Annotated in this window: 13 protein-coding genes and 1 pseudogene; 6 read left to right on the top strand and 8 right to left on the bottom strand. The window is 58.0% G+C overall.

What is annotated here, in order from left to right:
• Window positions 1-5: 5 nt before the first annotated feature.
• From ACR6A7_RS06760 to ACR6A7_RS06770, 3 genes are all read left to right on the top strand, one after another.
• Entirely contained in the window at window positions 6-653 is a 648-nt protein-coding gene (locus ACR6A7_RS06760; protein ID WP_033788745.1) for a CPBP family intramembrane glutamic endopeptidase, read from the top strand.
• A 118-nt stretch (window positions 654-771) separates the two neighbouring features.
• On the top strand, window positions 772-942 hold the full coding sequence (locus tag ACR6A7_RS06765) for a hypothetical protein (protein ID WP_094078501.1): 171 nt from the start codon (window positions 772-774) through the stop codon (window positions 940-942).
• A 108-nt stretch (window positions 943-1,050) separates the two neighbouring features.
• Window positions 1,051-1,290: a hypothetical protein gene (locus ACR6A7_RS06770; protein WP_033752778.1), complete on the top strand. Its 240-nt coding sequence runs from the start codon at window positions 1,051-1,053 to the stop codon at window positions 1,288-1,290.
• 6 nt (window positions 1,291-1,296) lie between these two features.
• On the opposite strand, the gene ACR6A7_RS06775 is transcribed toward ACR6A7_RS06770, so the two are convergent.
• The 5 genes and pseudogenes from ACR6A7_RS06775 to ACR6A7_RS06795 all read right to left on the bottom strand — a co-directional run bounded on the left by ACR6A7_RS06775 (window position 1,297) and on the right by ACR6A7_RS06795 (window position 4,529).
• On the bottom strand, window positions 1,297-1,596 hold the full coding sequence (locus ACR6A7_RS06775) for a hypothetical protein (protein WP_434124078.1): 300 nt from the start codon (window positions 1,594-1,596) through the stop codon (window positions 1,297-1,299).
• Window positions 1,597-1,629: 33 nt separating this feature from the next.
• Window positions 1,630-2,058 (bottom strand): OsmC family protein, encoded by a 429-nt coding sequence (locus tag ACR6A7_RS06780; protein WP_033752779.1) that lies wholly within the window; start codon window positions 2,056-2,058, stop codon window positions 1,630-1,632.
• Window positions 2,059-2,102: 44 nt separating this feature from the next.
• Window positions 2,103-3,290: an FMN-dependent L-lactate dehydrogenase LldD gene (gene lldD, locus ACR6A7_RS06785; protein WP_434124079.1), complete on the bottom strand. Its 1,188-nt coding sequence runs from the start codon at window positions 3,288-3,290 to the stop codon at window positions 2,103-2,105.
• Window positions 3,287-4,076 (bottom strand): annotated as a pseudogene (lldR, locus tag ACR6A7_RS06790) (transcriptional regulator LldR). Before lldR ends, lldD begins: the two are co-directional and overlap by 4 nt.
• Window positions 4,077-4,316: 240 nt before the next feature.
• Window positions 4,317-4,529 carry a hypothetical protein gene (locus tag ACR6A7_RS06795; RefSeq protein WP_434124080.1) on the bottom strand — a complete coding sequence of 71 codons (213 nt, stop codon included), beginning with the start codon at window positions 4,527-4,529 and terminating at the stop codon, window positions 4,317-4,319.
• A gap of 407 nt (window positions 4,530-4,936) precedes the next feature.
• Here ACR6A7_RS06795 and dbpA point away from each other — a divergent pair, with 407 nt between their 5' ends.
• Window positions 4,937-6,319: an ATP-dependent RNA helicase DbpA gene (dbpA, locus tag ACR6A7_RS06800; RefSeq protein ID WP_434124081.1), complete on the top strand. Its 1,383-nt coding sequence runs from the start codon at window positions 4,937-4,939 to the stop codon at window positions 6,317-6,319.
• Between the two features lie 73 nt (window positions 6,320-6,392).
• On the opposite strand, the gene ACR6A7_RS06805 is transcribed toward dbpA, so the two are convergent.
• Complete coding sequence (locus ACR6A7_RS06805; protein WP_434124082.1) at window positions 6,393-6,785, bottom strand: YgiW/YdeI family stress tolerance OB fold protein; 393 nt, start codon at window positions 6,783-6,785, stop codon at window positions 6,393-6,395.
• A gap of 177 nt (window positions 6,786-6,962) precedes the next feature.
• Between ACR6A7_RS06805 and ACR6A7_RS06810 the strand changes: the two genes are divergently transcribed.
• Both ACR6A7_RS06810 and ACR6A7_RS06815 read left to right on the top strand, forming a co-directional pair.
• A complete protein-coding gene (locus ACR6A7_RS06810; protein WP_434124084.1) occupies window positions 6,963-7,925 on the top strand; it encodes a chemotaxis protein in 963 nt (320 codons plus the stop codon).
• 391 nt (window positions 7,926-8,316) lie between these two features.
• Window positions 8,317-9,882: a methyl-accepting chemotaxis protein gene (locus ACR6A7_RS06815; protein WP_434124085.1), complete on the top strand. Its 1,566-nt coding sequence runs from the start codon at window positions 8,317-8,319 to the stop codon at window positions 9,880-9,882.
• 107 nt (window positions 9,883-9,989) lie between these two features.
• On the opposite strand, the gene ACR6A7_RS06820 is transcribed toward ACR6A7_RS06815, so the two are convergent.
• Window positions 9,990-10,985 (bottom strand): glycosyltransferase family 2 protein, encoded by a 996-nt coding sequence (locus tag ACR6A7_RS06820; protein ID WP_434124086.1) that lies wholly within the window; start codon window positions 10,983-10,985, stop codon window positions 9,990-9,992.
• A gap of 16 nt (window positions 10,986-11,001) precedes the next feature.
• The gene (locus tag ACR6A7_RS06825) at window positions 11,002-12,291 is read right to left on the bottom strand and encodes an oligosaccharide flippase family protein (protein WP_434124087.1); all 1,290 of its coding nucleotides are present in this window, start codon (window positions 12,289-12,291) and stop codon (window positions 11,002-11,004) included.

The following is a 12,291-nucleotide window of genomic DNA, read 5'->3' on the forward strand; positions in this document are numbered from 1 at the left end:
TGCCTATGAACACCAATCCCGACAGAGTGACGTTGACGCTGTTCTACGTCGGCAGCTTTGTGGTTTATTACCTCGTGACGATGCTGATTACGCTGTTTCCCAACTACGGCGTGCTGCGTAACGATGGTCTTCTGGTGCCGGTGCTCTGCCTGTTTGAATTTGCCGTGATTTACCCGCTTTACCGCTTTTATTGCCAGCGCCGCAGCGATCTGCCGCTGGGCGAGCTGCGCATCCGTCAAACGCTGCTGTTTATCCTGGCGCTGTTTGCGCTAATGGCGGCCCAGACGCAGTTTTTGCAGCCTGAAGGCTGGCTGGTCGAGCAGGCGCAGCAGGGCCGCAATTCGATGCTGATCCTGCTGCTGACCGCCGTGCTGCTGGCGCCGGTGTTCGAGGAGGTGCTGTTTCGCGGCTTTCTGCTGCAGGGATTCCTGCTGTGGGCGCCGCGCAGCCGCTTCGCCTGCATGCTGCTGACGTCGCTGCTGTTTGCGGCGATGCATACTCAGTATGTGCACTGGGAGACCCTGGTGGCGCTGACGCTCTTTTCCCTGCTGCTCTGCTACGCGCGCCTGCGCAGTAACAGCCTGGCCTTGCCGATCTTCCTGCATACCTTCAACAACCTTATCGCCCTGCTGCCCGCCTGGTTTTTCTCCTGAGACGCCATACCGCTCAGGCTGATAATGCCGCGCGGTCACGTTTGTCTATACTGGATCGTAAAAAAGGAATCTAAGCATCACAGTCCGTACCAACGAGACCGTGTAAAGGAGTCGAGCCATGTTGATTGGATTTGTGTTGTTAGTGAGCGCCTGCGGCCATGATGCCTGCGATGCCCTGCCGGTGTCGGAGCGCATTTATCCGACCAAAGCGGCCTGTGAAACCATGGCGGATCGCATCCATAAAGTGCGTCCTGGCGTGGTCCTGCTGTGCGGCGAGGTGCATCGTTAATTAAGGCCGCTGAAGGGTATGATGAAAAAAGAAGCGGTTTAACGTTGCAGCCTGCGGCAACAGCGTTCAAAATATAAGCTGTTTTAACCTGTTATCGTTGTGATCCCCATGAAAACACCACGCCCCCGTCGTCCGACTGGACGCTGGGTTTATTACATTTTGTATGACGGCATTATCTGGCCCTGCCCGGTGCGCTGGGAGTGGGAAAGCGGCTTTGGCGGCTGGCTGCCGTTTTACTATTCGCCGACCTTTGAGTTCGTCGCGGGCGATCCCGGCAAGGCGTATCGCATCGCCCGCAGCGACGTGCGCGCTAAACGGCGCGAGCAGGAAGAGCGTGAATATGTGTGACGCGACTTAGCGGGAGACCCAGGGCAGCCAGGATGAGGTCAACAGAAAGTGAATCAGCTCCAGCGCCAGCACTATCATCACTAATATGCCCAACCTGTGACGGCAGATCCACGCCTTCAGGCCCATATCATCGCCGCCCAGCGGATCAGCATTAACCCGCCGCAAATAGAGAGCAGCACCAGCACCATTTTCCAGTGTTTTTTTGCCGGCAGATATTTCGCCACGCCTCTTCTCCTTCCGCAAAAAGAAAAGATGCGCCCCAGGGCGCATCCATTGCGGTTCATCAGAACCTGAGTCAGTCAGCATAGCGCGGTCGCCGATTGAGGGCGACCTGCTGGATCAATTATTCAGGGTATAATCGAGGGTTATCTCAGCATTCAGCACCTGCGAGACCGGGCAGCCCGCTTTCGCCTTTTGGATAATTTCATCAAACGCCGCGCTGTCGATGCCCGGCAAGCTGATGGTGCTGTTCAGCGCCACTTTAGTGATGGCGAAGCCTTCGCCTTTTTTATCCAGCGAGACGTCAGCCGTGGTATCGATGCTCTGCGGCTTATGGCCAGCATTGCCCAGCATCAGCGACAGCGCCATGGAGAAACAGGCGGCGTGCGCCGCGCCGATCAGCTCTTCCGGGTTGGTGCCCTTCTCCCCTTCGAAGCGGGTGTTGAAACCGTAAGGCGTCTGACTCAGCACGCCGCTTTCGGTGCTGATGGTGCCTTTGCCTTTAATATCGCCTTCCCAGTGCGCCGATCCTTTCTTGTGAATAGTCATGTCATTCCTCCTGTTGATGAAGAGTGAGTAAGTATAGACAAGCTTCAGCTAACGGCACGCGGACGCGGCGCGACGGCTGCGTGAGTGAGCGCCGCGCCGGCATCCACCAGGGCGTCGCGCGTGATCCCGGCGATCGATTTCGCCCCGGTCAGGGTCATCGCCACGCGCATCTCTTTCTCCACCAGCGAAAGCAGGTTTTCCACGCCGCGCTGGCCGTGCGTCGCCAGCGCGTAAAGCCAGGCGCGCCCCAGCAGCACGCTGTCGGCACCGAGCGCGATCATGCGCACCACGTCCAGCCCGTTGCGGATGCCGCTGTCGGCAAGAATAGTGATATCGCCCTTCACCGCGTCGGCGATAGCAGGCAGCGCGCGCGCCGAAGAGAGCACGCCGTCCAGCTGGCGGCCGCCGTGGTTTGACACCACGATGCCGTCCGCGCCGAACCGCACGGCATCGCGCGCGTCTTCAGGATCGAGAATGCCTTTGATCACCATCGGGCCGTCCCAGAATTCGCGGATCCACTCCAGATCGCGCCAGGAAATAGAGGGGTCGAAGTTATTGGCCAGCCAGCCGATATAATCCTCCAGCCCGGTCGGCTTACCGAGATAGGTCGAAATATTGCCGAGATCGTGCGGACGGCCGTGCAGGCCGACGTCCCACGCCCACTGCGGGTGCGTCGCCGCCTGCCAGTAGCGGCGCAGCGCGGCGTGCTGCCCGCTCATGCCGGAGTGCGCATCGCGATAGCGCGCGCCGGGCGTCGGCATATCCACGGTAAACACCAGCGTCGAGCAGCCGGCGGCTTTGGCGCGCTCCAGCGCGTTGCGCATAAAGCCGCGGTCGCGCAGCACGTAGAGCTGGAACCACATCGGGCGGTTGATGGCGGGCGCCACCTCCTCGATCGGACAGACCGAGACCGTCGACAGGGTAAAAGGAATGCCTTTCAGCGCCGCGGCGCGCGCCGCCTGCACCTCGCCGCGGCGCGCGTACATGCCGCAAAGCCCGACCGGCGCCAGCGCCACCGGCATCGCCAGGGTTTCGTTAAAGAGGCGAGTTTCCAGACTGAGATCGGACATATTCTTCAGCACGCGCTGGCGCAGCGCCACGTCGGCCAAATCCTCGACGTTACGCTGCAGCGTGCGCTCGTTATAGGCGCCCCCGTCGATGTAGTGGAAAAGAAACGGCGGCAGAATGCGCTGCGCGGCGGCGCGATAATCGGAAGCGGCGGAGATAATCACAGGTCAGTTTCCTTGCAGTTAGAAAGTGTCGTTGCCTGGCAGACGCGTGCTGCGCGCCTGGCGCGCTTCATCTTCATGCAGGCTTTTCAGGGTGGCGTGGACGAAGCCGAGGTGATCCATCGCCGCCCGGCGCGCCGCCTCGGCCTCGCCGGCGAGGATGGCGTCGAGCAGGCGCTGATGCTGTTCGGTGAGGCGGGCGAAAATCGGCGGCTGGCTGTACAGGCGCTGGCGGCTTTGCAGCACCGAGGATTGCAGCAGCGCAAAGAAGCCGCGCATGGTCTGCAGCAGCACCACATTGTGCGACGCTTCAGCAATAGCGAGGTGAAAGCGCACGTCGGCCTGCGCGGCGAGGTCAGGATCGTCGCTCTCTTTCAGCTTCAGCGTGGCGTCAAAAGCGAGCCGCAGCCGCTCCTTATCCGCGTCGGTGGCGCGCTGCGCCGCATACCAGGCGGTGCTCGCCTCGATGGCGTGGCGCGCTTCAAGAATATCGTAGCGATAGTCGGGGTCGTCCTGCAGCAGCGCGCGCACCGGCGCGACGATACGCTCTTCCGCCCAGGGCGCCAGCGGCTGACGCAGCCAGGTACCGCCGCCGCGACGGCTGATCAGCAGGCCGCTGCTAATCAGCTGCTGTAGCGCTTCGCGCAGCGACGATCGCGATACGCCCAGCTCAGCAGCAAGCTGGCGTTCAGCGGGCAGCCTCATACCCGGCGCCAGCTTTTGCTGTTCGATATAGCGCCGCAGCCGCACCACAAGATGCTCTGCGGCTGTCGATGTCGATTCCCTCATGGCGTCATCCTAAAACGGCGCGCCTTTTTGGTCGGACCAAAGGCACGCAGCGCGTCAATAAGAGTTCAGATGGTTAATCTTTTGTTAACCACAGACAACCTTCAGGGCGTGATTTTTCCGCTTCTGTGACTGATGCTAAAAAGCAGGCGGTGATTGGTAGGACCAATTAAGTAAATTGAGCAAACGACAGGCATAAAAAAAGCCTCCGACTGGAGGCTTGGTTCAACGGAGACGACGACGTCAGGCGCTCTTCGCCCATTTCTGGGCCGTCATCATTTCCACCGCCAGCGCAAACAGCTGCTGCTGGTGCTGCTCCGCGCTCTCGGCATAGCAGCCGATCATTGAGACAACCTTGTCAGCAGATAAGCTTTCACCGTGGACATGCAGCGTAAGCACTGCGCGGCCAACAATTTTCAGCACTTCTTCATGCGATCCCTGGGCAATATTACTCAATGGAGAACCCTCAAACTGTCGTTGTAATAAAAGTATGGCGCGCTAAATATAAAGCAATTGCAGTGATTATTTTATCGGCCGCATTGGTGACTTTATTTAATGATTAATTCTTTTGCTGGAGTATAAAAAAGGGAATTGTCTGATACAAAAAGAAATTAACTTGCTCGGCCGAGCAGTTATAAAGTTTTCACTGGCCTTGAAATGCCACACGATATGCACAAATAGCCTGCCGCTGGCAAAAAGCATTAGAAGATAACATCCATTCTCACCCATCTTCGGGTTATTCCTAAACGCCTGCGGAGCGAAGCAGTTATGCAGGTTATCCTTTTCGCCGGTTGCCGTGCGCCGCACATTCTGCCAGACTTGCCGCGCTATTTTTCGACCACCTTTTGCCGCCGAGGCCGCCCGTGACCGCATTTACTACCCTTACCGCTCTTCCCGCCAGCCAGATCGCCAATCTGGCTGACATGGGCTACACCGAGATGACCCCTGTTCAGGCCGCCACGCTGCCCGCTATCCTGGCGCGGCGCGACGTGCGGGCGCAGGCCAAAACCGGCAGCGGCAAAACGGCGGCGTTCGGCATTGGCCTGCTGCAGCATATCGACAGCAGCCGCTACGCTACCCAGGCGCTGGTGCTCTGCCCGACGCGCGAGCTGGCGGATCAGGTCAGCAACGTGCTGCGTCAGCTGGCGCGCTTTACCCGCAATATTAAGATCCTCACCCTGTGTGGCGGCCAGCCCATCAGCGCACAGCGCGACTCGCTGGCGCATGCGCCCCACATCGTAGTCGGCACGCCAGGCCGTATTCTCGATCACCTGAAGCGCGAAACGCTGAAGCTCGACCAGCTCGATACGCTGGTCCTTGACGAGGCGGATCGCATGCTGGAGATGGGCTTCCGCGACGATATGGAGGCGGTGGCTGCGCTTACGCCCGCCAGCCGCCAGACGCTGCTCTTCTCGGCGACCTGGCCGGAGAGCATCGCCTCCCTTAGCGCGCGCTTTCAGCGCGACGCGCTGCATGTTGCCACCGAAGAGGTGAGCGAGCTGCCCGCCATTGAACAGGAATTTATCGAAGCGAGCCAGAGCGAAAAGCTGCCGCTGCTGCAGGCGCTGCTGGCGCAGCGTCAGCCAGCCTCGTGCGTGGTCTTCTGCAACACCAAACGCGAGTGCGACGATATCGCCGCCGCGCTCAATCAGCAGAATATCAGCGCGCTGGCGCTGCATGGCGATCTGGAGCAGCGCGATCGCGAACGCGTGCTGATCCGCTTCGCCAACGGCAGCGGACGCGTACTGGTAGCAACCGACGTGGCGGCGCGCGGCCTGGATATTAAAGCGCTGGCGATGGTGGTGAACTATCAGCTGGCGTGGGATCCTGAGGTGCATGTGCACCGCATCGGCCGCACCGGGCGCGCCGGCGAACAGGGCAGCGCGGTGAGCTTTGTCGCGGCGGACGAAATGGCGCGCGCCCATGCGCTGGAAGATTTTCTGCAGCAGCCGCTACGCTGGCTGGCGGCGAGCACGCTGAAAAAAGGCGCGCGCCAGCCGCTGCCGGCCGCCATGATGACGCTCTGCATCGACGGTGGCCGCAAAGCGAAGATCCGTCCGGGCGATATTCTCGGCGCACTGACCGGCGACGCGGGCTTCCGCGCCGATCAGATCGGCAAAATCGATATTACCCCGACTCACGCTTATGTGGCCGTGGCAGCCAGCGAAGCCAAAGCGGCGCTGGTCAGGCTGAAGCAGGGGAAAATGAAGGGTAAGAGCGTGCGGGCGATTCTGCTGCAGGATTAAGATCCACGCTGAAAGGACGCGGGCCGCGATCTCGCCCGCGCCGACCATCATGCCTTAAACGCCGTTCTGACGCTTACGGCTCGTCGATCTGCGTGACGTGCAGTACCGTTTTCTCGCCTTTGCCGTGGACGCGGCCGCTGACGCGCACCTGCTCGTCCGCTTTATAGGTTTTGCCGCCGAAGGTTTTCTCCGGCGCAATAATGGTGATAGTGCCAGTGCTGTCGCGGAACTGGTAGTTATCGCCCTGCAGCTTCTTCAGAATATAACCTTCAAGCGTAACGTAACCGTCCTGACGAAAATCGCGGATCTGATTGATATGGGTCTGGCCGGTATCCTCTGACCCTTTATAGCCTGCATCCTGTTTTTTCTGCGGCGGCGGGGTCGCGCCCGCTTCAAAACCGCCCTTCTCAGCCAGCGCTGGCAGACTCAACAGGGCCAGCAGCGTAAACGTCATGACTTTTTTCATGGTGCGCTCCTTTAGTGAAATTTTTCCGTTGTTACCCACTAAGCCTGGCACAAGTATGGCTAACTGCGCGCGCGATCAAATTTGCGCATCTGCCTCTCATTTTTTAGCCAGTCGTGCCGATAAAGCTTTTATCATTCACTCAGGCTGCGTCACAGGCGGCAGCAAGGCAGAGCAACGATGGATAATTTTCAAAAAGAGATAGATGAAAGAGCAAATCTGGCGTTATCAAATCGCTTTGAACTGCTGCTGTTCCGTCTGGGCACCGATCAGGCCAAGGGTAAGTCGGAGCTGTTCGGCATTAACGTCTTTAAGCTGAGGGAGATCGTGCCGATGCAGCCGATCACCCGCGCGGCTGGCATGCGATCGCCGCTGCTGGGCATGACCAACATTCGCGGCCAGTTTATCCCGGTAATCGATCTGCCAGCGGTCGCGGGCTGCACGCCGGAAACCGGCCTGAACCTGCTGCTGGTTACCGAGTATGCACGTAACACCCAGGCCTTCGCCGTGGAGTCGGTAGATAACATCGTGCGTCTCGACTGGAGCCAGGTACATACCGCCGAGAAAGGGATTGGCGGCCGCAATATCACCAGCATCGCCTGTCTCGACGACGATAAAGGCAGCAACAGCCTGGCGATGGTGCTCGACGTCGAGCAGATCCTCTATGACGTTATCCCGTCGGTACGCGGCGTCGAGCCAGCCCCGGAGACCGTACGCAGCTTTAAACTCAAGCCCGGCGCGGTCGCCATCGTGGCGGAAGATTCTAAAGTGGCGCGTCAGCTGCTGGAGCAGGGCCTGAAGAGCATGGGCATCCCGGCGCTGATGCACAACACCGGGCTTGAAGCCTGGCTGAAGATCAAAGAGATGAACGACGCTGCGCAGGCGGCGGGCGAGTCGATCCACGACAAAATCGCGCTGGTGCTGACCGATCTCGAAATGCCGGAGATGGACGGCTTTACCCTCACGCGCAATATCAAGCGTGAAGAGAGCCTGAAGCGCATTCCGGTGGTGATCCACTCTTCGCTTTCCGGCAGCGCCAACGAAGATCACGTGCGCAAAGTCGGCGCCGACGGCTACGTCGCTAAATTCGAAATCAACGAACTCTCCTCCGTGATCCACAGCGTGCTGGAAAAAGCCCCCTGATGCGCCCGCAACACGCGACGCAACGTCGCGTGTTCCTTTTCTGCTGCCCGCTTATCGCCTCTTCTTCCGCGGTTGCCCTCTCCTCTTGCCGCCCTGTTCATCTGCTCGCTAACCGCCGTTATTCAATTGCTTAGCCTGGTTAATCTGATCGTAGCGTGCCGCTGGCGTCCCGCCTTCGCAGCTTATGGTTGCCGTTCAGCTCCCCCCTTACGTCGTTCAGGCAGGCAGAAATTGCCTGGAAAAAATTAAAGTCAAAACAGAAACATCCGATAACCTGTGCGCCAGCTCTCATTTTTAACCGTTATTGGGCGGCCTGGGCTGGTCACGCACAGGCGTTAAAAAACTTAACTATTGCAGCAGCAACATTCGATGTAATCGCGGGAGAACAGAGATGTGGAGTCTAAAAAATATGAAGGTCGGCGTCCGGCTCGGCGTCGCCTTCGGCATTGTGGTGGCGCTGATGGTGATCATCGGCGTGACGACCGTCAGCAAAATTCAGAGCATCAACAGCGGCATTTCCGCTATCGTCGATGACCGCTATGTCAAAGTGCGCCTCGCCTTCGACGTGCGCGACGGCGTCAACGATCAGATTAAATACCTGCGTGGTCTGGTGATCGACACTGCGCATCCTGACCGGAACATCAAGCGTTACGGCCAGCTGGATGAAGCGACCCAGCGCACCAACACCGCGATGAACCGCATCGCCGCCATCCAGGTCACTGCCGTCGGCAAAAAGAAAATACAGGGGCTGATCGAGGCGGGCCAGCAGTTTGAAACGGCGAAAAACGCGCTGATTGCGCTGGTCAAAGCTGGCGATTTTGAAGGGGCCGGCGTCTACGCGCTGAAAACCATGACGCCAAGCCAGAATGCCTTCCTTGAGGGCGCGGAGAAATTCGCCAACTCGCAGGATTCACAGCTGCGTGGCGAAGGCCAGAGCATTGTCAGCGCCGCCAGCACGGCAATTATGATTACGCTGGTGTGCGCCGCGCTGGCGATTATCGCCTCCATCCTGCTGGGCGTCTATCTGACGCGCTCCATCGTGCGTCCGTTGACCGAAGCGGTCGGCGTCGCCGAACGCGTCGCCGCCGGCGATCTGGGCTCGAAAATCACCATCCACAGCCGCGACGAAACCGGCGTGCTGATGCGCGCGCTGCAGCAGATGAACGACAACCTGCTGAGCATTGTGACCGAAGTGCGCACCGGCTCCGACACCATCGCCGTCGCCTCGAATCAGATCTCCAGCGGTAACCTGGACCTCTCCACCCGCACCGAGCAGCAGGCCAGCTCGCTGGAGGAGACCGCCTCGGCAATGGAGCAGATGACCTCAACCGTGAAGCACAACGCCGACAACGCGCGCGAAGCCAATCAGCTGGTGGCGAGCACCTCAGCGGTCGCGCGCGAAGGCGGCGTGGTGATGGAACAGGTGATTGAGAAGATGGAGGCGATTGCGCTCTCGTCCAAAAAAATCGTCGATATCATCAGCGTCATCGACTCTATCGCCTTCCAGACCAACATTCTTTCGCTTAACGCCGCCGTCGAAGCGGCGCGCGCGGGCGAACAGGGACGCGGCTTCGCCGTGGTGGCGAGCGAAGTGCGCAATCTGGCGCAGCGCTCGGCGTCAGCGGCAAAAGAGATCAAGCTGCTGATTGAAGATTCGGTGGCCAAAGTAGAGGAAGGCAGCAAGCTGGTTTCCCATGCCGGATCAACCATCGGCGAGGTGGTCAACAGCGTGAAGAGCGTGGCCGGTATTATGAGTGAAATCACCATTGCCAGCAGCGAGCAGAGCACCGGCATCAGCGAAATCAATATGGCGATTACCCAGATGGAAGCGGTAACGCAGCAGAACGCCGCGCTGGTACAGGAAGCCTCCGCCGCGTCGCAGGCGCTGCAGGATCAGGCAGAGCGCATGGCGCAGGCGATGAGCGTGTTTAAAACCGGCGCGCTGCGCCCGGCGTAATCAGCCGTTCAGCATCGGGCGACCTGAAAAGGTCGTCCGATGTGATTAACGCGGCTAAACCACAGAAACGTCAAACCTGGTGATGTGTAGCGGATGAAATACATCCATTAAAATGCACGCGCCTTATACAGGGCGTAAAGGCAGTAGTAAGCCGCAAAGCTGTTGAAATTCATAATGATATATTTCAGCTTTTCATTGCGGTTCAGCAGAATAAAAATTCCTTTCGAATATTTGCCGCGCTTGATCTCGTTTATTTCGCGCGAGATTTCGTTGTGCGTAAAGGAATCGTAATACATGGATGTCACAATCTGCATATCCAGCGCCAGCACCCGTTTCGACACCCCTTTGAGAAAGTGGTCGAGATCGCGATGCGTATATTTACTCATGATGGTGTCGTAAAGCCCGGTCAGAAACTGCTTACGCGCCTTAAGCTCATTGTACTGCACGCGCTTTTTTGACAGCGAATCCATCACGTTTTCATAGTGATAGGCGGCGCTGTCGATGACCAGACAGTTGCTGATGTTGTAGAAATATTTGAGGTTGAACAGCAGATCCTCGCTCATGGAGATCCCCTCAAGGAAATAGAGATTGTTCACCTCAATCACCCGTCGGCTGTAGCACTTGTTGTGCAGATAGCCGATATTGTCGCTCATCTCCAGCTCGCCCAGCAGATAAGGCATCTCCTGCATCGTAAAATAGCCATATTTGCGAATACTGCCGATGCGGTCATCCACCAGGTTGCCGACGATAAGATCGACCGGCCGGCCGTGGCTGCTATCCAGCGACTGCTGAAAGCTGGCGAGAAACGTCTCTTCCACCCAGTCATCAGCATCGAGGAAAATAATAAAATCCCCTTGCGCCTGCTTCAGCGCGCGATTGCGCGCCGCGCTGACGCCGCCGTTTGGCTGGTTGATAACGCGGATGGTCGGTTGGTAGCTAAACTCCTCCAACAGCGCGGCGGTGCCGTCGGTGCTGCCGTCATTAACCACGATCACTTCATAATCATCGCAGGTTTGCTGCAGCACACTGATCAAGGTTCTTCTCAATGTTTTTTGCGCATTCCACGCGGGAATAATAATGCTGAACTTTGGTGCTGGAATCATTTTTCATTCCTCTTAACTATCTGAGGGTCTTGGCGTCGTTTAATAAAAACCATATTTTTTTTGGACTGAAAAAAGAGCGATGAATAGTGAACATCGGTTGAGCGGCAAAAAAGTAATTCAACAGCGTAAAAGAGAGCAGCTCGGTCAAAATCACGCTAAAGGCCGCGCCGGTGAGCCCATAGAGCGGTACCAGCACGACGGAAGAAACCAGGCAAATCAGCAGTACAAAAAACGTTTTTTTCACCAGATAGGCGTAGCCGTTGTATTTGATAATAAAGCGATCCATGACGCTGCTCAGCAGGCCGAACATTGCCCCCAGGCAGAGCCAGACCGTGGGCGCGACCGCGTCCTGATAGGCCGGGCCGTAAAAGTAGTGAATAAAGGGCGGCGCCAGCAGCGCGACGGCAGCAATGACCAGTGCCGAAACGCCCACCACCAGCAGATGCAGCTGCTGGATTTTAATGATGGCGCGTTTCGGATCGCGCTCTGAGAAAAAGGCCGGATAGAAGGAAGCCAGCAGCGCATTGGGCAAAAAGACCCAGGCGCCGGAGAGGGTTAAGGCCACGGAAAAGACGCCCGCCTCTTTTACGCCGAGAAAATAGCTGACGCTGAACTGGTTAAGGCGCGTATAGAGCGCCACGGCGATCACCGAGAAGATCAGCGTGCCGCCTGAGGCCAGCATATAGCGCGAATAGGCTTTCAGCTGTTTACGGTTGGGCCTGTGCATCGCGCCTTCGTAGCGGCGGAATAGCACCAGCTTAATCACGAAGGGAATAAAGGTCGCCAGTACGATCGGCAGCGCCAGCCAGGCGGGATCGAGCCCCCAGCTGGAGATAACGAAGCGTATCGTCAAACTGATGGTTAAGCCGATAACGTTGGCGATAACGTTCAGCTTCGCATTCAGCATCGCCTCGTTAAATACGTTCACCAGGTCGATGGCGGAAAAGAGGCAGGCGATGGCCGCGGCGATAATAAAGATCTGCGCCTGAGAGCTCATCTCTTCGTGCATAATCGCCATCCCGACCGACGCCAGCGCCAGGTAGAGCGTGACGATCAGCACCGAGGCGGAGATCATCAGCCTGATGCCAGAGGCCTTATTCTGCGACAGCCGTTTTAGCAGGATAACATCGCTGCCCATATAGGCCACGGTCTGCAAAAACTGAAACACCAGCAGCGAAATGGAAATAATGCCGAAGGTGGTCGGGCCGACATATTTCGCCACAAACGAGGTGACGAAAATCAGGCCGAAGACCGCGATGATCTTTTCGGCGATCATCCACATCGAGTTTTTGAGTTTATCTTTCAT

It is taken from the genome of Pantoea phyllosphaerae (assembly GCF_051025595.1).
Lineage (GTDB): Bacteria > Pseudomonadota > Gammaproteobacteria > Enterobacterales > Enterobacteriaceae > Pantoea.